The organism is Bradyrhizobium sp. MOS001, assembly GCF_004634465.1.
Lineage (GTDB): Bacteria > Pseudomonadota > Alphaproteobacteria > Rhizobiales > Xanthobacteraceae > Bradyrhizobium > Bradyrhizobium barranii.
Genome location: NZ_SPVJ01000046.1, coordinates 18518 through 40082, shown reverse-complemented (window position 1 = coordinate 40082; position 21565 = coordinate 18518). Strand labels below are relative to the sequence as shown.

Here is a 21565-nt window from a genome sequence, read left to right as displayed (position 1 = left end):
CATGGAGCATGCAGCACAGGTCGTCGACCCCTTCATCTTCCGGCTGTCGATCTTCGTCCTCGCCGTCTTCGTCGGTTATTTCGTGGTGTGGTCGGTGACGCCGGCGCTGCACACGCCGCTGATGAGCGTGACCAACGCGATCTCCTCGGTGATCGTGGTCGGCGCGCTGCTCGCCGGCGGCGTCGCCAATGTCTCGAGCGGCTCGGGCTGGGCACGCGCCTTCGGCTTCGTCGCGCTGATCTTCGCCTGCATCAACATCTTCGGCGGCTTCCTTGTCACCCAGCGCATGCTGGCGATGTACAAGAAGAAGTCGAAGTAAGCGGCCACCTCGGGCTGATGGGATCAATGGGGACCTGAGATGAGCGCCAACCTCTCTGCATTTTTGTATCTCGTGGCGGGAGTGCTGTTCATCCTGTCGCTACGCGGGCTGTCGAGCCCGGCTTCGTCGCGCCAGGGCAATCTGTTCGGCATGATCGGCATGGCGATCGCGGTCGCCACCACGCTCGCCAACCATCCGCCGGCAGACGGCCTCGCCTGGGTGCTCGTCATCGTCGGCATCGCCATCGGTGCCGCGATCGGTGCGGTGATTGCCCGCCGCGTGCCGATGACCTCGATGCCCGAACTGGTCGCCGCCTTCCACTCGCTGGTCGGCATGGCCGCGGTGCTGGTCGCCGCCGGCGCGTTCTACGCGCCGGAAGCCTTCGACATCGGCACCCCCGGCAACATCCATCCGCAGAGCCTGGTCGAGATGTCGCTCGGCGTCGCCATCGGCGCGCTGACCTTCACCGGCTCGGTGATCGCGTTCCTGAAGCTGTCCGCGCGCATGAGCGGCGCGCCGATCATCCTGCCGTTCCGCCACGTCATCAATATCGTGCTTGCAGTTCTGCTCGTCGTCTTCATCGTCGGGCTGGTGATGTCGGGCAGCGCGCTGGACTTCTGGCTGATCGTCATCATCGCGCTGGCGCTCGGCGTGCTCATGATCATCCCGATCGGCGGCGCCGACATGCCGGTCGTGATCTCGATGCTGAACTCCTATTCCGGCTGGGCCGCGGCTGGCATCGGCTTCACGCTGGGCAATTCCGCGCTGATCATCACCGGCGCGCTGGTCGGCTCGTCCGGTGCGATCCTGTCCTACATCATGTGCCACGCGATGAACCGGTCCTTCATCTCGGTCATCCTCGGCGGCTTCGGCGGCGAGACCGCGGCGGCCGGCGCTGGCGGCGGCGAGCAGAAGCCCGCCAAGCTCGGCTCGGCCGACGACGCCGCCTTTATCATGAAGAACGCGCAGAAGGTCATCATCGTGCCCGGCTACGGCATGGCGGTGGCGCAGGCCCAGCACGCGCTGCGCGAAATGGGCGACATCCTGAAGAAGGAAGGCGTCGAGGTGAAGTACGCCATTCATCCGGTCGCGGGCCGCATGCCCGGGCACATGAACGTGCTGCTCGCCGAAGCCAACGTCCCCTACGACGAGGTGTTCGAGCTCGAGGACATCAACTCCGAATTCGCGCAGGCCGACATCGCCTTCGTGATCGGCGCCAACGACGTCACCAATCCGGCGGCCGAAGAGGACAAGACCTCGCCGATCTACGGCATGCCCGTGCTCCAGGTCTGGAAGGCCGGCACCGTGATGTTCATCAAGCGCTCGCTCGCCTCGGGCTATGCCGGTATCGACAATCCGCTGTTCTATCGCGACAACACCATGATGCTGCTCGGTGACGCCAAGAAGGTCACCGAGAACATCGTCAAGGCGATGTAGGGCGGGTAGGCGAGCGGACCGTGGCCCTGAACAAGGAGTGGCACCGGTCCCATCGCATGCCACCGACGGCGACACGCGAGCAGCGTGTCGCATGGCACGCCGCCCATGCGGCGGCGTGCGGCTGCCGCGAGATTCCCTTGAGCATCCGGCCGGACGTCCTCAAACTGCTCACGAGCCGCCGCAAATCCTGAACTCCGGAATGGCGGGCCGCGATGACATTCCTGAAATGGACCGCCACCATCCTCGCGGCCGGCTACCTCGCCGGTCTCGTCCTGTTGTTTGCCAAACAGCGCGCCATGCTGTTTCCGATTCCGACGGCCGAGCGCACGGCGCCTGCCGCCGCGGGACTTCCAGACGCCGAAGAGCATGTCCTGACGACGTCTGACGGCGAGAAGGTCATCGTCTGGCACGTGCCGCCAAAGCCTGGCCGTGCCGTGGTGCTGTTCTTCCACGGCAACGGCGATTCTCTGGCCGGCCTTGCCGGCCACTTCAAGGCGATCACGGCTGACGGCACCGGTCTCGTCGCGCTGTCCTATCGCGGCTATTCGGGCTCCAGCGGCGCGCCGGGCGAAGATGGCCTGCTGCGCGATGGCGCGGCCGCGTACGCGTTCGCGGTGGCGCGCTATGACGCCCGGCGCCTCGTCGCCTGGGGCTTCTCGCTCGGGACTGGCGTTGCGGTCGCCGTCGCCTCCGAACATCCGGTCGGGAAGCTGATCCTCGAGGCGCCCTATTCGTCGATCGCCGACGTCGCCGCCGCGCATTTCTGGTTCGCTCCGGTTCGCCTCCTGATCCGCGACCCCTTCCACTCGGATGAGCGCATCGCACGCGTCACGGCTCCGCTCCTGATCATGCATGGCGCGCAGGACCAGACCATCCCGATCGCATTCGGCGAGAAATTGTTTGCGCTGGCCCGCGAGCCGAAGCAGTTCGTCCGCATTCCCGGCGGCGGGCACGACGATCTCGGCAGCTTTGGTGCCATCGAGATCGCACGAAACTTCATCAATGGGTCCTGAGGGCTGACGGATGCGATCTTCTCGCGCATAATCGGTCTCCCATTTGAAGGAATCGCCCGCATGAGCGCACACGGACCGATGCCGCGGTCGTCCTGGATCTTCCCCGCTCTGGCGGTGCTGCTGTTCCTGATCGTGACCGCGACCGGCTACAGCTTTACGCTAACGGCGGGCGGAGCCCTGTTCGCGATCGTGCTCCTGGTGATCCTGTTCGGCACCGTGTTCGCGGCCGTTCATCATTCCGAGGTGATCGCGGAGCGCATCGGCGAGCCCTACGGCACGCTGCTGCTGACGCTGGCGGTGACCATCATCGAGGTCGCACTGATCACCACGATCATGCTGGGCGACAAGCCGGCTCCGGAGCTCGCCCGCGATACCGTGTTCGCCGTCGTGATGATCGTCTGCAACGGCCTCGTCGGCCTCTGCGTCTTCATCGGCGGCATGCGCTATCGCGAGCAGGGCTTTCAGGTCTCGGGCGCCAACGTCTATCTCAGCGTGCTGATTGCGATGGCAACCATCACCCTGATCATGCCCAACTACACGCTGACGACGCCGGGCCCGATCTATTCGACGCTCCAGCTCGGCTTCGTCGATCTCGCAACGATCGTGCTCTACGGCGTGTTCCTCTACACCCAGACCGTCCTGCACAAGGACTACTTCGTCCACGAGAGGGCGGACGGCGAGGGCGGCGAGGCGCATTTGTCGGGCAGAATGCTGGTGCTCAGCATCGTGCTGCTGCTGATCTCGCTGCTGGCGGTCGTCCTCCTCGCCAAGAAGTTCTCGCTGGTGGTGGACGCGGTCGCCGTTCAGATCGGCGCCCCGCCGGCGTTCGCGGGCCTCCTCGTCGCCCTCCTGATCCTGATGCCGGAGGGTGTCTCGGCGATTGCGGCGGCGCGCAAGAACGACCTCCAGAAGAGCATCAACCTGGCGCTCGGGTCCTCGCTCGCAACCATCGGCCTGACCATTCCGGCGGTCGGGATCGCCACCTACCTGCTCGACCAGCCGCTCGTGCTGGGCCTGAACCCGGCGAACACCGCACTCCTGTTCCTGACATTCTTGTTGAGCATGCTGACCTTCGGCACCGGCAGGACCAATGTCCTGTTCGGGCTGGTCCATATGGTGGTATTTGCCGTCTACGTGTTCATGGTTTTCGTGCCGTAGAAGGAAATGCCCGATGCTTGCCGCCAAATCCGAGGTTCAGATCGACAACGAGCAGGTCCGGGTGACCGAGTGGCGGCTCGCCCCGGGCAGCGCGACCGGGCATCACACCCACGGCATGGACTATGTCATTGTTCCCGTCGTCGCCGGCGAGATGACCATCGTGGCGCCCGGCGGCGAGCGTTCCAAGGCGCAGCTCGCGGCCGGAAAATCTTACTTTCGCAAGGCCGGCGTCCAACACGACGTACTTAACGAAACCTCAACCGAGATCGTGTTCCTTGAGATCGAGCTGAAGCCGTAAGGCGGGCGAACCCTTTGCCATCGATCCGTCGCAGTTGATCCCTTACAATGCCCCAAAGTTCCCGCATCTGATCGCGCGGGGAGTGGCCGAGAAATGCTGAAATACCTCGCTAAAATCTCGATGGATATTCTCCCCTCGGTGCTCGCGACGATCATCGGGGCGTACATCGTTAACCACTACATCAACGCCAAGCCGGCGGCCGATGCCCCCGCGGCCGTGGTAGCGCCTGCCGATGCCGGCAAGAGCGGCAAGCCCTCCGATGTGGCCAACCTCCCGGCGCCCGGCGTCAAGGCCAAAGGCGTCTCCGAGAAGAGCGTGACCGACAAGGCGGCGGCCGAGAAGCCGGCCGACAAATCCGGCGAACACCCGGCCGAGACCAAGGCCGCGGACGTTGCTCCCGCCGAGGCCGGCCCGCGCGGCCGCAACCCGGCGCGTGAGAAGGCGGCCGCCAAGTCCGCTCCGGCTGTCACGGCTCCCGCCACCACCCCGGTGGTCGAGGCCAATTCGGCACCGGCGTCCCCGGCTGCGACGCCCGACGCCAACGATCTCGCGCGCGCCGCGATCGAGCGCCTGCGCAAGTCGCCTGAGGGCAAGGCCGCCGAGGCCAGATCTTCCGAAACCAAGCCTTCGGAAACCCGGCCGGCTGAAACCAAGTCGGCCGAGAGGTCGCCGGAGCCTGCGGTTCGGGAAGCCTCCCGTACCCCGGAAGCCCCGCGTGTCATTCCTGCGGAGCCGTCCGCGCTCCGTCCGCTGCCGCCGCCGATCACGGTGTCGACGCCTTCGTCCGAAGCCTATGGCAATGGCAGCGCGTCGCCGGTCAATCCGCCCTACACCGCCTCGATCGGGAACGACGATCCGAACCGGATGACGCCGCCGGCCGACATTCCGGTGCCGGTGATCGCCCCGCCACTCGACCTCCGTGCCGATGCCGGCGCGACCATGCCGCGGCCTAAGAAGACCAATGTCGCCGACGAGATGCTGTCGGGCATGAAGTCGATGTTCCACTCCGTCCTGCCGAAGAGCGCCACCCCCGATTAAGGCGGTGGCCGAGAGCGTTTTCGAGCGACGTGGACACCGCTTCGCGTGAAGAAAACGCGTCAAAACAAGAAGCTCTAGCCGCGCTGTCAGCCGCCGACGCGGGCGAGGCCGCTGCGGGCGGTATCGTCGCGTGGACGTAGCACGACCGCCTTGTTGTAGGACGTGGCCGCCTTGGCCTTGTCACCCAGCCGCTCATAGGCCTGTCCCCGCGCGGTCCACACCTGCGCGTTGTGCGGATCGACCTCGGAGGCCTCATCGAGATCGGCCGCCGCTTCCTTGACCTTGCCGATGGCGAGATAGCTGATGGCGCGGCCGAGCAACGGCTCGACCTTTTGCGGATTGAGCCCGTTGGCGGCGCTGAAATCGGCGATGGCGAAATTATGCTCGTTGTTGCCCTGATAGATCAGGGCGCGACCATAAAGTGCCTGTGCGTTGTAGGGATCGAGTGCGACGGCCCGGTTGAACTCGTCCAGCGCGCCAGCCGTCTCCCCCGCCTTTGCCAGGGTCTGGCCTTTTGCGGTGTGAGCCTGGGCCTCGCTGACATTGCCGGCGACGACCGCGCTGTCGGCGGCCGTCGCAGCCGCCTTGGGCGCCTCCTGCGGCTTCTCCTTCTCGGGCATCATGGAGCCGAGGTCGAAGGAGCAGCCGCACAGCACGATCCCCATCAAGCCGAGCGCGAACGGCTGTCGCCAGATCTGGCGTAGCCGCGCCAAGCGGCGTTCGGGGAAACGGGAGGCCATCTACGGTTCGCTCGCGCTGGTGCCGCATCGGTAGTGCCCCCGTCCCAGAGAAGGCACCGCTCACAAAACAATAACGCGGGCCAAGGGCCCGCGTCATCGAAAACTGAAGTCTTGCAAGTCAGGCGGAATCAGCGCGGTCCGCGCGGACCTGCACCTGCACCCGGGCCGCTGCGGCCGCCACGATCACCGCCGGGACCGGCGCCGAACACCGGCTTCGGCTTCATCGGCAGCAGGCCTTCGCGCTGCAGCTTCTTGCGAGCCAGCTTGCGCGCGCGGCGCACGGCCTCGGCCTTTTCACGGGCCTTCTTCTCGGAGGGCTTCTCGTAATGACCGCGGAGCTTCATCTCGCGGAAAATTCCCTCGCGCTGCATCTTCTTCTTCAGCGCCTTGAGGGCTTGATCGACATTGTTATCGCGAACGAGAACCTGCACGCGGCATCCTCTTCAGTGGATCGGATTTGAATTCTGGTAAGTCAAAGGGGATGGCGAAACGCACAAGCCCTTAACCTTGAGGGCGCGGATGTATCAGACAAAACCCGCGATGTCCACCTGCCAAGCAGGTTTTCGGGCCAAGTTCAGCCATTAAATAAGGCGAAAATACCTCCGTGCGGCCCCGATTTGGGTGATTCGGCGCCAAGGGTGGGGCAGTTCCCGGAGCTTTGCTCCGGAAATTCCTGGAATTAGGGGAGACGTCACATGGATATGAAGAAATACGCTGCCGAGGCGATCGGCACATTCTGGCTCACATTCGCAGGCTGCGGCAGCGCGGTGATCGCCGCCGGCTTTCCGCAGGTCGGAATCGGCCTGGTCGGCGTGTCCCTTGCGTTCGGCTTAAGCGTCGTCACCATGGCCTATGCGATCGGGCACATCTCGGGCTGCCACCTCAACCCGGCCGTCACCGTCGGGCTTGCCGCCGGAGGACGCTTCCCGGCGGGACAGATCCTGCCTTACGTGATCGCACAGGTCTGCGGCGCGATCGTTGCCGCCCAGCTGCTTTACATAATCGCCAGCGGTGCTCCCGGATTCGACGTCAGCAAGGGTTTTGCGTCGAACGGATACGACGCGCATTCGCCCGGCCAGTACAGCCTGATCGCCTGCTTCGTCACCGAGGTGGTGATGACCATGATGTTCCTGTTCGTCATCATGGGCGCCACCCATGGCCGCGCGCCCGCAGGCTTCGCCCCGCTCGCGATCGGGCTCGCGCTGGTGATGATCCATCTCGTCAGCATCCCCGTCACCAATACGTCGGTGAACCCGGCGCGCAGCACGGGGCCCGCACTGTTCGTCGGCGGCTGGGCACTGGCGCAGCTCTGGCTGTTCTGGGTCGCGCCGCTGATCGGCGGCGCGCTGGGCGGGGTGCTCTATCGCTGGCTCAGCGAGGAGCCCTCTGGCGTCGTCGCGGGCGTGAAGACGGCCTGATCGAGAGGCGGGATTGCGGCATGCGCCGCGGTCCCGCTACTTGCCCTTCGTCGGCCTGACTTCGGTGACGTGGCCCATCTTGCGGCCGGGGCGCGGTGCGCCCTTGCCGTAGATGTGCACGGTCGCGCCCGGCACGCTCAGCCACTTCTCGTAATCGTTGATCTCGTCGCCGATCAGATTGGTCATGGTGACGATTTCGCCGTGGCGCACGGCCTTGCCGAGCGGCCAGCCGGCAATGGCGCGGATGTGCTGCTCGAACTGCGAGACCGAGGCGCCGTCGAGCGTCCAGTGTCCGGAATTGTGCACGCGCGGGGCGATCTCGTTGACCAGCACCTTCGGCCCGGTTCCGTTGGCGAGCACGAACATCTCGACCGCAAGCACGCCGACATAATCGAGCGCGCCGGCGATCTTGCCGGCGATGCTGCGCGCTTCTTCCGCGAGCGCATCCGGAATCTGTGCGGGCGCGCGGGATATCTTCAGAATGTGGTCGCGGTGCTCGTTCTCGGTGACGTCGAAGCACTCGACCTGGCCGGTCGCCGAGCGCGCCGCAATCACGGAGATCTCGCGCTCGTACGGGATGAAGGCTTCCAGGATCGCCGATTTGGTGGCGAGGCTGGTCCACACCTTGGCGATGTCGTCGCCCTCGCGGATGATGGCCTGGCCCTTGCCGTCATAGCCGAAGCGGCGGGTCTTCAGCACGGCCGGAAGGCCGATCCGGGCGATCGCCTCGCGCAGCGAGGAGACCGAGGTGACGTCGGCATAGGCTGCGGTGCCGATGCCGAGCCGCGTCACGAAATCCTTCTCGGCGAGCCGGTCCTGGGTGGTCTCGAGGATCTTGCGGTTGGGAAGCACCGGGCGGCGCGCGTCCAGCACCATCGCGGCGGCAGACGGCACGTTCTCGAATTCGTAGGTGATGACGTCGACGTCGTTGGCGAACAGCTCGAGCGCTTCGACGTCGGCATATTCGGCGCAGGTCGCGTTCAGCACGACGTCGAAGGCGGGCGAGTCCGGATCGGGCGAGAATACCTGGCAACGCAGGCCGAGCCGCGCCGCAGCCATGGCGAGCATCCGCCCCAATTGTCCGCCGCCGAGGATTCCGATGGTGTCGCCGGGCTTCAGCTTCACCTGCTTTGCGTCAGTCACGCCTTGTCCTCCGGGCGCTCCGCAACCGCCTCGGTCTGTGCCTTGCGCCAGGCGGCGAGGCGGTCGGACAGGGCCGGGTCGGACAATGCGAGCACTGAAGCTGCAAGCAGCGCCGCGTTGATCGCGCCGGCCTTGCCGATGGCGAGGGTGCCGACCGGGATGCCCGCGGGCATCTGCACGATCGAATAGAGCGAATCGATGCCCTTGAGCGTCCTGGATTCGACGGGAACGCCGAACACGGGCAGTTCCGTCAGCGCCGCCGCCATGCCGGGCAGATGCGCAGCGCCACCCGCGCCGGCGATGATGACCTTGTAGCCTGCCGCCTTGGCACCCTTGGCGAATGCAAACAGCCGGTCGGGGGTGCGGTGTGCCGAAACGATGCGGGTATCGGCGGCAACGCCGAGCGCTGCGAGCGTGTCGGCGGCATGCCGCATCGTCTCCCAGTCCGACTGGCTTCCCATGATGATGGCGATCGGCGCGGTCATGACGTCAATTGTGCTCGGAAAACAGAAAGATAGGCCAGATTAACGGTTCCGGCCGGTGGCTCGCAAGGCGGTGGCAAGGAGAAGGGAATGCACTATCCTGTCTTGGTGAATCCCCGCAAGCCTTCATTGAGCAGGATGCCCATGAAGAAATCAAAAAGGGCAAGCGCTGCGAAGGCCAAAAAGGGCCGGAAAGCCAGCGCCAGCCGCTCCAAAGCCGCCCCCAGGCGGCTGGCGAAGCGCTCGGCCAAGCCGGCGCGGCGCGGAGCGCCGGCCGCCGCCGACACCAGGGCGACCATCCGCGGCTTGCGGAGCAAGCTCAAGGAGGCGGCGCGGCGGGTCGCGGAACTGGAAGCTGCGGCCGACACCGATTTCCTGCTCGAGATTCCGAACCGGCGCGGCTTCGAGCGCGAGCTCGCGCGCGCCATCGCCTACATGAAGCGCTACCGCGCCAGCGGCGCGCTGATCGTCCTCGACGTCGATCGCCTGAAGCCGATCAATGATTCCTTCGGCCACGCCGCCGGAGACGAGGTGCTCAAGGCGATTGCGGCCACCCTGACGCGGCAGGTCCGCGCCTCGGACGTGGTCGGCCGGCTTGGCGGCGACGAGTTCGCGCTGCTGCTCTGGAATCTCAGCGAGACCGACGCCAAGGCGAAGGCCGCGACTTTCGAGCAGGCGATCGACGAATTGTCGTTTGCCTTTCGCGGTCAGCGCGTGACCGCGGGCGCCTCCGCAGGTGTCGCGCTGCTGGGGGCACAGTCCGATGCAGGCCGCGCGCTGGAGGAGGCTGATGCCGCCATGTATGTGCGCAAGGCGCACCGGCGGCACGAGCCGCTGATCAGGCTGGTCAGCAACTAGGGCACGATCTTCGCGACAAGCGCGGACCGCGTTGCGCGGAGATCATGCTCAAGCAACAACCCTTACAGCGTGGCCAGATCTTCCGGCACGTTGCCGAATTTGCGCAGCAGCGTGGCGTCGCCGAATTCGCCGGTCATGGGATCGCCGCTGCGGCTGAACGCAACCGCGCCGATATGGCCGGCACCGTGCGCCAGGATCTCGGCGCGCCGCAACGCGGCCGCCGAGCTCTGGCATTCCTCCGCGGCGCCCGCGACAGGCGATCCGTCGGCATCGATCAGGAAGGGCATTGCAACGTAGTAGGTCACATCCGACATGGCGTTGCTCCGATGTTGAACTCAGGCGGCGCTGCTGTTGCTCCGCACCTTGCTGCGTGCGGTCTCGGGAATGCAGCCGGCTGAAATCGCCGCCTGTAATTCTTCCAGCTCTGCTTCCAGATATTCGTTGGCCATGATCAGCGCCTTGATGGTGCTGCGCAGATTGCCGTCGCACATCGCGATCGCCTGGTCGCAGGCCTGTTCATAATGGCTGTTGTCGAGAAGGGCGGTTGCCGACATCTGCGTTGTCCTCGGAGGTTTCCTGGGCGTTTCTTGGGGCGGTGGGATGCCCAAATGTTCCTATTTTGTTCTTTTCGAGTCAAGCGGATTCGGATGCGGCGAGCTGCCACGAAAAGGGCCTCGCGGTTCAGGCGATGATGTCCGGCGTGATCTGGTCTTCGATGAACGCGATACGGTCGCGCAACAACAGCTTGCGCTTCTTCAACCGTTGTAACCGCAACAGGTCGGGGGCAGGCGATTGATGCATCGCATCGATCGCGGCGTCGAGATCTCGGTGTTCTTGCTGCAACCGGGTGAGCTCGGCTTCGAGCTCACGCTCGTCTTCATTGGTCATGTTCGCGGTGGCCGAAAACCCGATGGGCGTGAGATTCAAGGCTGTGGATGCCCTGTGGAAATTATCGTCCTTGCGCGCCGTGATCGCAAGCGATCTCGGGCCGCCGCTCACCGAACTCTCGCAAGATATTTCGACGATTCGTTGCGGCGTTGCGCAAGCACATTGATATCATGGATTTTTCCAGCGTGGTTCCTTACTCACGATTCGTTACATATGAATTTTCAAAAATGACGCTGCGACGACGGATACATATCGACAGAACGAATCGGTGATGTACACTTGTTTGTCCGGATCGAATCCAAGGTTTCCCCCTACCGAGGAGGTTTCGAATGACAATTCAGGCACATCTGGTTGAATTGGAACGGAAGCACAAAACGCTCGAAAACGAATTGCACGAAGCTCTCGTGCACCTTTCAACAGACGACCTGCAAATTGTTGAGTTGAAGCGACGGAAGTTGATGGTCAAGGACCAGATCGAGCGTTTGAAGCACACCGGCGACACGCTCCACTAGTAACCCCTGTAACAGTGTAGAGTTGAACTTACCCTTTCATGCAGGGGTGAGAGCTATTGCGCTCATCCCTGCATGAAGGTGCGCAGCGTGCAAAGTTATTTGCGCGGCGCTTGGAGCCTTTCCGCTCCGATGGAAAATCCCCTAGATGCCTGCGAGCTCGGCGACGTGATCCGCGATCGCGAGCGATGACGTCAGTCCCGGCGATTCGATGCCGAACAGGTTGATCAGGCCTTCGACGCCGTGATCGCGCGGGCCCTGCATCAGAAAATCCTGCGTGGCCACCGCCGGCGGCACGATCTTCGGGCGAATGCCTGAATAGCTCGGCATCAGCGCGCCGTCGGGCAGCGTCGGCCAGTATCTCCGGATCGCCGGATAGAAGCGCTCGGCGCGTGATGGATCGACCTCGTAATTGATCGTCTCGATCCACTCGACGTCGGGGCCGAAGCGTGCCTGCCCGGCCATGTCCAGCGTCAGATGCACGCCGAGCCCGCCTGGCTCGGGCACCGGATAGATCAGGTGCGAGAACGGTGCCCTGGCGTTGCAGCTGAAATAGTTTCCCTTGGCGAGATAGGCCGGCGGAATCCGGTCGATCGGCATGCCGTCGATGTGGCGTGCGACCGTTGTCGCCGAGAGCCCGGCGGCGTTGACGAGCAGGCCGCATTGCAGCGTCATCGGCGCTTCGCCGCCGGCCTCGATCTCGATCACATCGCCGGCTGCCTTGGCGCGGATCAGCGGGGTGTGAAACGCAAAGGCCGCGCCGGCCGCCTCGGCCTCGCCGCGCAGCGAGAGCATGTAGGCGTGGCTGTCGATGATGCCGGTCGATGGCGAGAGCAGCGCGGCATCGCAGGCGAGCGCCGGCTCCAGCGCGCGTGCGGCTTCGCCCGTGAGCAGCTGCATGTCGAGCACGCCATTGGCCTCGGCATGCGCCTTGATCGATTGCAGCTTCTCGGTCTCCTTGGCGCTGGTCGCGACGATCAGCTTGCCGCAGTTCTTGTGCGGGATGCCGCGCTCGCCGCAGTAGCGGTACAGCTCATGCTTGCCGCTGACGCACATGCGCGCCATCCAGCTGCCGGCGAGGTAATAGATCCCGGCATGGATCACCTCGCTGTTGCGCGAGGAGGTGATGGTGCCGATGGCCTCGGCTTCCTCGAGCACGATCACCTCGCGCCCGGCCTGGGCAAGCTTTCGAGCCACCGCGAGCCCGACCACGCCGGCTCCGATGACGACGCAGTCGACCCTATCCATGGTTGTGCAGTGTATCCATTGAAAGCAACGGTGGCATCAGGCCTGAGAACCACGGCACCGGGCCGTTTTCCATTAAGGAAGCATTTATCATGTCAGGGCAATTGCCGTATTTGGCGTCACATTTTTCTGTTGCGCGTACAGGCGTTTACCCGATCCAAACCCGTGAAGCCAGACAATCCGACGTTGAAAGCGCGGGTGGCTGATGGCTGAGAAGAACTGGCACGTGGGCAGCACGCTTCCGATTGCTGTGCAGGCCGTCGTGTGCCTGGGCAGCGCGGTCGCGCCTGCGCGCGCCTTTGCGCTCTCGGACAGCTTCGCGCCGCCAGGCAAGCTCGATCCCAATTTGGTCTGGGAAGCGCTGATCGGCGGCATCGTCGTCTGTGCGTTCCTGGCCGCCATCGCGCTGTGGATCCATTCCTCGCTGCGCCGCACCAAGCGCTTGCAGCTGCGGCGCAACGCCTTCGTCTCCTCCGCCATGAACAATCTCAACCAGGGCGTGGTGATGACGGATGCGCAACGACGCATCATGTTCTGCAACGACCGCTATCTCGAGATCTACGGCCTGGCGCGCTCGGATCTGTGGACCGGGATGACCGGCTACGACATCCTCGAACTCAGGCGCAAGCGCGACGTCCTCGGCGGTGTCTCCGACGATGAGTTCTACGAGAAGGCGGCGAGCCCCAACGGCCTGATCACCGAACTGCCTGATGGCCGCGCCATCCTGGTGAAATATTTCGTGTTGCCGAACGGCGGCTCGGTCGCGACGCATCTGGACGTCAGCGATCAGCGCAAGCTGTCACGGCAGCTCGCCTCCACCAAGCAATTCCTGGAAACCGTGCTGGACCACGTGCCGGCCTGCGTCGCCGCGAAGAACATCGAGGACGGTCGCTACATCTTCGCCAACAGCGCCTATGAACGGTTCTGGGGGTTCTCGCGCGACCACGCCGTCGGCAAGAATGCGCGGGAGCTGTTCGCGCCCATCTCGACGGCCAGCATCGAGGCGGCCGACAAGGCGGCACTGAATTCGCCGGACGGCCAGTTCCGCAATGAATTCGAGGTCGACCGCGCCGGTGAACGGCGCATGGTTGCCTCGATCCGGATCGTGGTCCGCGACGAGAGCAACAAGCCCGAATTCCTGATGCTCGTGTTCGAGGATATCACCGACCGTCGCTCGCTGTCGCAGGAGCTGGAGAGCACGAAGAAGTTCCTGGAGCTTGTGGTCGACAACATTCCGGTGGCGCTGATCGTGGAGCAGGTCAAGGACGGCCGCTACCTGCTCGCCAATCGCAGCGCGGAGACGATCCTCAACCGCCGGCGCGAAGAGGCCACGGGCCTGACCGCCTCCGACATCTTCAATCCCAAGGAAGCCAAGCTGATCATCGCGCGCGACGAGGCCGCGATCAAGAAGCGCGGGATGATTACCGAGGAGCACCCGATCTCCACCAAGGACGGCCTGCGGCTGTTCCTGACCCGGCGGGCGACCGTGCTCAGCGATGCCGGCGAGCCGCAATATCTGATCAAGACCCACGAAGACGTCACCGACCGCCGGCAGACCGAGTCGCGCATGGCGCACATGGCCTATCACGACGGCCTGACCGATTTGCCGAACCGCGCCGCCTTCCTTCAGGCGCTGACCCAGATGATCGAGGCCTGCGAAGGCACCAGCGAGGAGTTCGCCGTGCTCTGCCTCGACCTCGACGGCCTCAAGGAGGTCAACGACGTCTTCGGTCATGCGCTCGGCGACAAGCTCTTGATCGAGGTGGCCCAGCGGCTTCAGGATTCCGCGCGCGGCGGCGTGGTGGCGCGCCTGTCCGGCGACGAGTTCGGCCTCATCATCGACGGCAAGCAGCCGGAGGCGGGCCTTGCGCTGGCGCAGCAGCTCGGCGAGGCCGTTGCCCAGGAATTTCAGATCGACGGCCGGGCGGTCCGCGCCGGCGTCACCACCGGCATGTCGATCTTCCCGCATAATGGTGCCGACGGCGCATCGCTGCTGGCCAATGCCGGCGCGGCGCTGTTCCGCGCCAAGCAGAAGTCGCGCGGCACGATCGGCCTTTACCAGCCGGAGATGGACCAGCAGATCCGCGACCGCCGCGTGCTGCACCAGGACCTGTCGAAAGCGATCAAGAACGGCGAATTGTCGCTCGCGTTCCAGCCGCAGGGCATCGCGCGCCACAGCGTCGCCGAGAGCGAGATTATCGGCTTCGAAGCGCTGGCGCGCTGGCAGCATCCGGTGCGCGGCCAGGTCTCGCCGGCCGAGTTCATCCCGATCGCGGAGGAGAGCGGCCTGATCGTCGAGATGGGCGAGTGGATCCTGCGCGAGGCCTGCCGCGAGGCGGCGTCCTGGCCGAAGCCGCTCCAGGTCGCGGTCAATTTGTCGCCGGCGCAGTTCATGCACGGCGACGTGGTCGGGCTGGTCCATTCAATCCTGATCGAGACGGGCCTGGCACCCGGCCGGCTCGAGCTGGAAATCACCGAGGGGGTGCTGATCGAGGATTTCGACCGCGGCCTCGCCCTGCTGCGCCGGCTGAAGGCACTCGGCGTGCGCATCTCCATGGATGATTTCGGCAGCGGTTACTCTTCGCTGAGCTATCTCCAGGCGTTCCCGTTCGACAAGATCAAGATCGACCGCGCCTTCATCATGAATCTCGGCCGCAACCCGCAATCGGCGGCTATCGTCCGCGCCGTGATCGATCTCGGCCACGGCCTCGAAATGTCGATCATCGCCGAGGGCGTCGAGACCCTCGATCAGCTCGTCTTTCTTGCCAAGGAGGGCTGCGACGGCGTGCAGGGCTACCTGCTCGGCAAGCCGCTGCCGATCGGCAAATATGCCGGCCTCGTCGGCCGCGCCGAGACCATGGAGCTTGCGCTGAAGACCGGCTAGAGCGTTATCGAGCCAAGCGGATACCGGTTCGCGCAAAGAAAACGCGTCAAAACAAGAATCCAAAGCCTCGTTCCGATTTCATCGGAATGGAAATGGCTCTAGTGATGGCGGGCGCTAGCTCCCATTCGACGGCTTCATGGCGGATTACGACCTTGCGATCATCGGCGGTGGCCTGAACGGTGTCAGCCTCGCCCGCGATGCGGCCGGCCGCGGCCTGCGGGTCATTCTGCTGGAGCAGGGCGATCTCGGCGGCGCGGCGTCATCCGCGACGCCACGGCTGATCCATGGCGATCTGTCGGTGCTGGAACGCCGCGGTTTTCGGCGGGTGCGCCGGGCGTTGGCCGAGCGCCGGACGTGGCTTGCCATCGCGCCGCATCTGGTCCGGCCGATGCGCTTCGTGATCCCGGCCCATTCCGAGGAGCGTCCACCCTGGCTGCTGCGCGCCGGCTTATACCTCTATGACGGCCTCACCGGTCGGAGCGGCCTGCCTGCCGCGACGACCCTCGACATCACGCATCATCCGGTCGGCAACGCGCTGAAGCGCCCGTTCGGAACGGCTTTCGAATATTCGGACTGCGTCGTCGATGATTCCCGCCTGGTGGTGCTGACGGCGCTGGACGCCGCCGAACGCGGCGCTGCGATCCGGACCGGGGCGCGCTGTGTCCGCGCCGATCGAACCGACACATGGCGCCTCGCGGTGGTCGATCGTGGCCATCGCCGCGTGGTCACGACCCGGGCGCTGGCCAATGCCACCGGCGGCTGGACGTCGATCGTCGCAGAGACCGTGCTGCGCCAGCCGCAGCCTGCCATGGCGGCCATGCAGATGAGCCAGATCATCGTGCCGCGGCTGTTCGAGTCCGATAACGTCTACGTCTTCCAGAACAGGGATGGGCGGCTGATCTTCGCGAGCCCCTTCGAGCGCGATTTCACGCTGATCGGCACGGTCACTCGTGATTTCACCGGTGATCCCGCGATCGTGGCGATGCCTGGGGCTGACGTCAGCTATCTCTGCGAGGCCGCCAGCCGCTATTTCCGCGAGCGCGTCGCGCCCACCGACGTGGTGCGCGCGGTCTCCGGTGTCAACCTGACGCTGGCGTCCGTGCGGCGGCGCGACGGGACGACGCTGTTCCACGCGCGCCGGCGCAAGGCGCCGCTGATCACGATGTTCGGCGGCGACGTCACCACCTCGCGCCTGCGCGCCGAGCGGGCGGTGACGAGGCTGACGCCGTTCTATCCGATGTCGCCGCCCTGGACGGCTCGCGCCGCGTTGCCCGGCGGAGACTTTGCCTGGGATCGTTTCGACACTGAAGTGGACCTCGCCCGCGACCGCTGGCGCTTTCTGTCGGAGCCGCAGGCCCAGCGTCTGGTCGCGGCCTATGGCTCGCGCTTGCCGGCCGTGCTGGGCGAAGCGAAGACCCGCGACGAGATCGGCCCCGCCTTCGGCCCCGAGCTGACCGGCGCCGAAGTGCGCTATCTGATGACCCGCGAATGGGCGCGTTTTCCCGAGGATATTCTGTGGCGGCGTTCCAAGCTCGGCCTGACGATGCCGGCCGCGGACCGCGACGCGCTGGCCGTGTTCACGGCGAATGTGATGTGAACGACGCGCCCCGAACCGGTTGAGCTGGGGACGATCGGCCGCTAGCGTGCGGCGGAATCGGGGTTGGCAGGGACCATGACGGACGAATTGCCCAAGATAGACGCCGGCGCGGATGCGCTTCCCGCGGCGGGGCAGCCGCTGCTGCGCATTGAGGGCGTCACCAAGACGTTCGGGACGTTCCGGGCCGTGGACGGCGTGTCGCTCGACATCAAGGCCGGCGAGTTCTTCGCGCTGCTCGGACCCAGCGGCTGCGGCAAGACCACGCTGCTGCGCATGCTCGCCGGGTTCGAGGCGCCGGACGAGGGGCGCATCCTGCTCGGCGGCCGGGACATCGCGCAGGCGCTGCCGCATGAGCGGCCGATCAACATGATGTTCCAGAACTACGCGCTGTTTCCGCATCTCTCCGTGCGCGACAACATCGCCTTCGGCCTGAAGCGGGCCGGCATGGCGCGTGCCGACATCGCCACGCGCGTGGCGGAAATGATTGCGCTGGTGAAGCTCGAGGGGCTGGAGAAGCGCAGGCCCGACCAGCTCTCCGGCGGTCAGCGTCAGCGCGTGGCGCTGGCGCGTGCATTGGCGCGCCGGCCGCAGCTTCTGCTGCTCGACGAGCCGCTCGCGGCGCTTGACAAGAAGCTGCGCGAGAGCACGCAGGGCGAGCTGATGGAGCTGCAGCGCCGGCTCGGCATGACCTTCATCATCGTCACTCACGACCAGGAAGAGGCGATGACGATGGCGAGCCGGATCGGCGTGATGAGGGCCGGGAAGCTCGCCCAGGTCGCGAGCCCCCGCGAGCTTTACGAGGCGCCGCGCTCGCGATGGATCGCGGAGTTCGTCGGCGACATCAATCTGTTCGACGGCGAGTCCAAATTGCGCGACGGCCATCGTCTGATCATCGGCACGCGCGATGCGGGTGCGCTGGTGGTGGCCGAGCCGCGCGAAGGCGTCGGCGCGGGAAAACTGTCGGTCGCGATCCGCCCCGAGAAGGTCAAGCTGTCGCGCCGTGGCCCGGTGAGCGAGGCCGGTCGTGAGACGGCGATCAACAGCCTGGACGGCGTGGTCGCCGACATCTGTTATCTCGGCGGCACCACCACCTACAAGGTGAAGCTCGATGCAGGCGGAATCGTGCAGGCGTCGGTCCCCAACAGCGCGCGCCTCGACGTCGACGCCTACAGCCTGAACCAGCGTGTCGTCGCCTGGTTCACGCCCGACGACTGTGTGGTGCTGCAATCATGAGCTCGCGCCGCATCTTCGCAAGGCCGGCGCGCTTTGCCGCGATCGCGCCCTATGTCTGGATGGTGCTGTTCTTCCTGGTGCCGTTCGGCTTCGTGCTCAAGATCAGCCTGTCGCAGACGGCGATCGCGCAGCCGCCCTACGAGCCGGTGTTCGACCTGATGGCGGGATGGGAGGCGCTCAAGGCAGCGTTCGCCGCGCTGTCGATCGACAATTTCAAGCTGCTCGCCTCAGACGACATCTACGTGTTCGCCTATGTGCGCAGCCTCACCGTCGCCGTCACCGCGACTGCGCTATTGCTCGTGATCGGCTATCCCATCGCCTATGGCATGGCGCGGTTGCCGAAGCGCTGGCAGGCGGTGGCGATGGTGCTGGTGATAGTGCCGTTCTGGACCTCGTTCCTGATCCGCATTTACGCCTGGATCAACATCCTCCAGCATGACGGCCTGCTGAACCAGATCCTGCTCGCGCTGCATCTGGTCAGCCAGCCGGTGGTGTGGCTCTCGACCGACACCGCGATGTATATCGGCATCGTCTATTCCTATCTGCCGTTCATGATCCTGCCGCTCTACGCCACGCTCGCGAAAATGGAGCCGGTGCTGGAGGAGGCGGCCTCTGATCTCGGCGCGCCGCCCTGGCAGGTGTTCTGGCTCGTCACCTTTCCGCTGTCGCTGCCCGGCGTCGGCGCGGGCGTGCTGCTGTGCTTCATCCCCATCGTGGGCGAGTTCGTGATCCCGGACCTTCTGGCCGGCTCCAATTCGCTGATGATCGGCCAGACCCTCTGGCTCGAATTCTTCACCAACAAGGACTGGCCGGTGGCCTCCGCTGCGGCGATCGTGCTGCTGGTGGTGCTGCTGGTGCCGCTGCTGCTGTACGAGCGGCTGCAGAAGCGGCAGCTGGAACAGGGGCGCTGAAGCGATGCGCAAGGTCTCCCGCCTGTCCCGCTTCAACATCGCCTCGCTCGCATTGGGCCTGGCATTCCTCTATCTGCCGATCCTCATCCTCGTCATCTACTCCTTCAATGCCTCGCGGCTGGTGACGGTGTGGGGCGGCTGGTCGCTGCGCTGGTACCACGAGTTCTTCAACGACCGCGCCATGATCGAGGCGGCCTGGATGAGCCTGCGGGTCGCGGTCTCCTCAGCGACCATCGCCACGCTGCTCGGCACGCTCGCAGCCGTTGCGCTGTCGCGCGGCGAGCGGTTTCGCGGTCGCACGCTGTTCTCGGGCATGCTCTACGCGCCGCTGGTGATGCCGGAGGTGATCACCGGATTGTCGCTACTGCTGCTGTTCGTCGCGCTCAACGCCGAGCGCGGCTTCTGGACGGTGACGATCGCCCACACCACGCTGACGATGTGCTTCGTCGCGGTGGTCGTGCAGTCCCGCCTCGGCTCGCTCGACCGTTCGCTGGAGGAGGCGGCGATGGATCTCGGCTGCAACCCGGTTCGCGGCTTCGTCGCCGTGACGCTGCCGCTGATCGCGCCCGCGATCGTGGCGGGCTGGATGCTGGCCTTCACGCTGTCGCTCGACGATCTCGTGATCGCGAGTTTCACCACCGGCCCCGGCTCGGCGACGCTGCCGATCCGGATCTATTCGGAGGTGCGGCTTGGCGTGAAGCCCGAGATCAACGCGATCTGCACGCTGGTGATCGCCCTGATCGCGGTGGTCATCGTCATCGCCTCGCTTGCCTCGAAACTCTCGAGCTCGCAGGGCGAGAGCGCGGCGCCGCTGTAGGCGAGGAGCAATCATGACTTTCGCCTACCAGATCCTGATCCACACGCCGGTCTGGGTCTGGATGCTGCTCGCCTATCTGGTGTGGCAGGGCGTTCAGGCGATGCAGCCGCGCACGACGCCGATCTGGCGCGCGCTGATCGTGCCGGTCGTGTTCATCGTCTGGGGGATTTCGCGGCTCGGCTTCGGCCACCAAGACAGCGTTTGGCCGCTGGTCGCATGGATCGCGGCCGCGCTCGCGCTGCTGCCGCTTGGCGTGCTGACGCCGCGCCCGTTCGACGTCGATCACCCGACCGGGCAGATCATCCGTCCGGGCAGTCCATTTGGTCTGGTCCGCAACCTGATTGTCTTCGCCTCGCAATATGCGGTCGGCGTGATCTCGGCGATCGATGCGGGCGACCGCGCGCTGGCGATCGTCGGCGGCCGTGCCATCTCGGGCGCGACCGCCGGCTACTTCATCGGCTCGACGATCGCCCTGCTGGTCGCGTATCGACGCAAGAGCGCGGAGAGATGATCAGCGTGACCGGGTTGCGCGTTTCGCGGCCTTGGTGCCCGTAGAACGCGACCGCGTCGCGGAGGCCGCGATGGGCCCCGCGTATCGCGCGCGCACCGCGCCCTGCATCGCGGCACCGAGCTGCCGCAGCGCAAGGCTGTCGAGCGGAAACTCGAGCAGGATGTGGATCAGGCTCAGCGCCAGCAGGAAGGTGAAGCCGAACGCGTAGTCGTAGAAGTACAGCGCGGTGGAGGCGGCGCTTGCGGCTGCCATCGCCGCCAGCCGCGCCTTGGGCACCTCAGTCCAGCGGATGACGTCGGCTTTGATGAACCAGTTGAGGTAGTGGTAGGTGTAGACGAAAGCGAGCAGGCTCGTCAGCCGGGTGTCGAGGACGAGGCCGGGGACTCCGAACAGCCGGCCCAGCGCCGGACCGACATTGCCGAAATAGTCCTGCCCGACCCGGGCAAAGCTCGAGATCCGGATTTCGGCCGTTGGCGGCAGCAACAGGATCGTGGCGACCGCAAGCAGATAGACGACCACCAGGGCAGCCTGCACGCGGCTGCCCGACCGGTGCGCGCCGAGCACCATGAAGATCAGCGTGAACAGCGAGACGTGGATCAGGGTCGGAATCAGGATGCCGATGACCGCAAGCGACGATCCGCTCGAATACATGATCGCGGACAGGGCGATCGCCACCATGAACAGCAGCATGCTCTCGATCGCGGAGGTGGTGGCTGCCAGCATGGCGCAGACGACCAGCGCGCCCCACATCGCAAGGCCGAACCACGAGGCGTTGTCGATCAGCGCCGCGATCACGGCGATGATCGCGAGGACCGCCGCGATCCCGCGGTGGGGCAGATAATAGCTGCGATCGTGCAGCCACGAGATCTCGGTGAAGTAGTGCGCCGGGCCGAGCACGACATAGGCCAGCAGCAGCAGTTCGAACGGCACCAGATAGGACGCCGCGAACGCCAGCAGCATCAGGCCGAGATGGATCGCGTCGTTGCCGCGCATGGTGACGTGCCCCGTGACAGGGCTGCGAGGTTAGAGCAGGCGTGGACAACCCGCAATTGTCCACGTCGTCGCT

General features: G+C 65.4%; 25 protein-coding genes. 15 read left to right on the top strand and 10 right to left on the bottom strand.

The annotated features are described in order from the left end of the window. Position 1: 1 nt before the first annotated feature. From CT676_RS35275 to CT676_RS35250, 6 genes are all read left to right on the top strand, one after another. The gene (locus CT676_RS35275) at positions 2-319 is read left to right on the top strand and encodes a proton-translocating transhydrogenase family protein (RefSeq protein WP_014492434.1); all 318 of its coding nucleotides are present in this window, start codon (positions 2-4) and stop codon (positions 317-319) included. 39 nt (positions 320-358) lie between these two features. Beyond that, positions 359-1756 carry an NAD(P)(+) transhydrogenase (Re/Si-specific) subunit beta gene (locus CT676_RS35270; protein ID WP_135216417.1) on the top strand — a complete coding sequence of 466 codons (1398 nt, stop codon included), beginning with the start codon at positions 359-361 and terminating at the stop codon, positions 1754-1756. Between the two features lie 212 nt (positions 1757-1968). Further along, entirely contained in the window at positions 1969-2769 is an 801-nt protein-coding gene (locus CT676_RS35265) for an alpha/beta hydrolase (protein WP_135216416.1), read from the top strand. Positions 2770-2829: 60 nt separating this feature from the next. Next, complete coding sequence (locus tag CT676_RS35260) at positions 2830-3927, top strand: ionic transporter y4hA (protein ID WP_063981119.1); 1098 nt, start codon at positions 2830-2832, stop codon at positions 3925-3927. Positions 3928-3940: 13 nt separating this feature from the next. Further along, positions 3941-4225: a cupin domain-containing protein gene (locus tag CT676_RS35255; protein WP_038954861.1), complete on the top strand. Its 285-nt coding sequence runs from the start codon at positions 3941-3943 to the stop codon at positions 4223-4225. 93 nt (positions 4226-4318) lie between these two features. Next, positions 4319-5263, top strand: a complete 945-nt coding sequence (locus tag CT676_RS35250) for a hypothetical protein (protein ID WP_135216415.1) — start codon at positions 4319-4321, stop codon at positions 5261-5263. Positions 5264-5349: 86 nt separating this feature from the next. Here CT676_RS35250 and CT676_RS35245 read toward each other — a convergent pair whose 3' ends face one another. Together CT676_RS35245 and rpsU are read right to left on the bottom strand one after the other, a co-directional pair. Beyond that, on the bottom strand, positions 5350-6003 hold the full coding sequence (locus CT676_RS35245) for a tetratricopeptide repeat protein (RefSeq protein WP_135216414.1): 654 nt from the start codon (positions 6001-6003) through the stop codon (positions 5350-5352). A gap of 128 nt (positions 6004-6131) precedes the next feature. Then, the gene (gene rpsU / locus CT676_RS35240; RefSeq protein WP_071909764.1) at positions 6132-6434 is read right to left on the bottom strand and encodes a 30S ribosomal protein S21; all 303 of its coding nucleotides are present in this window, start codon (positions 6432-6434) and stop codon (positions 6132-6134) included. A gap of 264 nt (positions 6435-6698) precedes the next feature. Here rpsU and aqpZ point away from each other — a divergent pair, with 264 nt between their 5' ends. Beyond that, positions 6699-7421 carry an aquaporin Z gene (gene aqpZ / locus CT676_RS35235; RefSeq protein WP_071909765.1) on the top strand — a complete coding sequence of 241 codons (723 nt, stop codon included), beginning with the start codon at positions 6699-6701 and terminating at the stop codon, positions 7419-7421. A 36-nt stretch (positions 7422-7457) separates the two neighbouring features. On the opposite strand, the gene CT676_RS35230 is transcribed toward aqpZ, so the two are convergent. The 3 genes from CT676_RS35230 to CT676_RS45540 all read right to left on the bottom strand — a co-directional run bounded on the left by CT676_RS35230 (position 7458) and on the right by CT676_RS45540 (position 9345). Beyond that, positions 7458-8564, bottom strand: a complete 1107-nt coding sequence (locus CT676_RS35230; RefSeq protein ID WP_014492444.1) for a 5-(carboxyamino)imidazole ribonucleotide synthase — start codon at positions 8562-8564, stop codon at positions 7458-7460. Next, entirely contained in the window at positions 8561-9049 is a 489-nt protein-coding gene (gene purE / locus CT676_RS35225; protein ID WP_071909766.1) for a 5-(carboxyamino)imidazole ribonucleotide mutase, read from the bottom strand. Before purE ends, CT676_RS35230 begins: the two co-directional genes overlap by 4 nt. A 92-nt stretch (positions 9050-9141) precedes the next feature. Then, on the bottom strand, positions 9142-9345 hold the full coding sequence (locus CT676_RS45540) for a hypothetical protein (protein WP_244623367.1): 204 nt from the start codon (positions 9343-9345) through the stop codon (positions 9142-9144). On the opposite strand from CT676_RS45540, the gene CT676_RS35220 reads away from it, so the two are divergent. Then, positions 9278-9904 (top strand): GGDEF domain-containing protein, encoded by a 627-nt coding sequence (locus CT676_RS35220; RefSeq protein WP_244623366.1) that lies wholly within the window; start codon positions 9278-9280, stop codon positions 9902-9904. The two genes, CT676_RS45540 and CT676_RS35220, sit on opposite strands and share 68 nt — an antisense overlap. 62 nt (positions 9905-9966) lie before the next feature. On the opposite strand, the gene CT676_RS35215 is transcribed toward CT676_RS35220, so the two are convergent. From CT676_RS35215 to CT676_RS35205, 3 genes are all read right to left on the bottom strand, one after another. Further along, positions 9967-10218, bottom strand: a complete 252-nt coding sequence (locus CT676_RS35215) for a hypothetical protein (protein ID WP_063981128.1) — start codon at positions 10216-10218, stop codon at positions 9967-9969. Between the two features lie 21 nt (positions 10219-10239). Continuing rightward, positions 10240-10458 carry a hypothetical protein gene (locus tag CT676_RS35210; RefSeq protein ID WP_014492449.1) on the bottom strand — a complete coding sequence of 73 codons (219 nt, stop codon included), beginning with the start codon at positions 10456-10458 and terminating at the stop codon, positions 10240-10242. Between the two features lie 127 nt (positions 10459-10585). Further along, positions 10586-10792 carry a DUF465 domain-containing protein gene (locus tag CT676_RS35205; RefSeq protein WP_063986093.1) on the bottom strand — a complete coding sequence of 69 codons (207 nt, stop codon included), beginning with the start codon at positions 10790-10792 and terminating at the stop codon, positions 10586-10588. Between the two features lie 329 nt (positions 10793-11121). Between CT676_RS35205 and CT676_RS35200 the strand changes: the two genes are divergently transcribed. Then, positions 11122-11304, top strand: a complete 183-nt coding sequence (locus CT676_RS35200) for a DUF465 domain-containing protein (protein WP_008131172.1) — start codon at positions 11122-11124, stop codon at positions 11302-11304. A gap of 141 nt (positions 11305-11445) precedes the next feature. Here CT676_RS35200 and CT676_RS35195 read toward each other — a convergent pair whose 3' ends face one another. Then, positions 11446-12549 (bottom strand): NAD(P)/FAD-dependent oxidoreductase, encoded by a 1104-nt coding sequence (locus CT676_RS35195; protein ID WP_135216412.1) that lies wholly within the window; start codon positions 12547-12549, stop codon positions 11446-11448. A gap of 202 nt (positions 12550-12751) precedes the next feature. Here CT676_RS35195 and CT676_RS35190 point away from each other — a divergent pair, with 202 nt between their 5' ends. The 6 genes from CT676_RS35190 (at position 12752) to CT676_RS35160 (ending at position 20499) form a co-directional block, all read left to right on the top strand. Beyond that, entirely contained in the window at positions 12752-15430 is a 2679-nt protein-coding gene (locus CT676_RS35190) for an EAL domain-containing protein (RefSeq protein ID WP_063981130.1), read from the top strand. A 136-nt stretch (positions 15431-15566) separates the two neighbouring features. Further along, on the top strand, positions 15567-17027 hold the full coding sequence (locus tag CT676_RS35180) for a glycerol-3-phosphate dehydrogenase (protein ID WP_135216411.1): 1461 nt from the start codon (positions 15567-15569) through the stop codon (positions 17025-17027). A gap of 75 nt (positions 17028-17102) precedes the next feature. Next, positions 17103-18260, top strand: a complete 1158-nt coding sequence (locus CT676_RS35175) for an ABC transporter ATP-binding protein (RefSeq protein ID WP_135216410.1) — start codon at positions 17103-17105, stop codon at positions 18258-18260. Continuing rightward, entirely contained in the window at positions 18257-19171 is a 915-nt protein-coding gene (locus tag CT676_RS35170; protein WP_135216409.1) for an ABC transporter permease, read from the top strand. Before CT676_RS35175 ends, CT676_RS35170 begins: the two co-directional genes overlap by 4 nt. 4 nt (positions 19172-19175) lie before the next feature. Beyond that, complete coding sequence (locus tag CT676_RS35165; protein WP_135216408.1) at positions 19176-19988, top strand: ABC transporter permease subunit; 813 nt, start codon at positions 19176-19178, stop codon at positions 19986-19988. A gap of 13 nt (positions 19989-20001) precedes the next feature. Beyond that, positions 20002-20499 (top strand): DUF6622 family protein, encoded by a 498-nt coding sequence (locus CT676_RS35160; RefSeq protein WP_135216407.1) that lies wholly within the window; start codon positions 20002-20004, stop codon positions 20497-20499. Here CT676_RS35160 and CT676_RS35155 read toward each other — a convergent pair whose 3' ends face one another. After that, positions 20500-21492 carry a hypothetical protein gene (locus CT676_RS35155; protein ID WP_135216406.1) on the bottom strand — a complete coding sequence of 331 codons (993 nt, stop codon included), beginning with the start codon at positions 21490-21492 and terminating at the stop codon, positions 20500-20502. Positions 21493-21565: the final 73 nt, after the last annotated feature.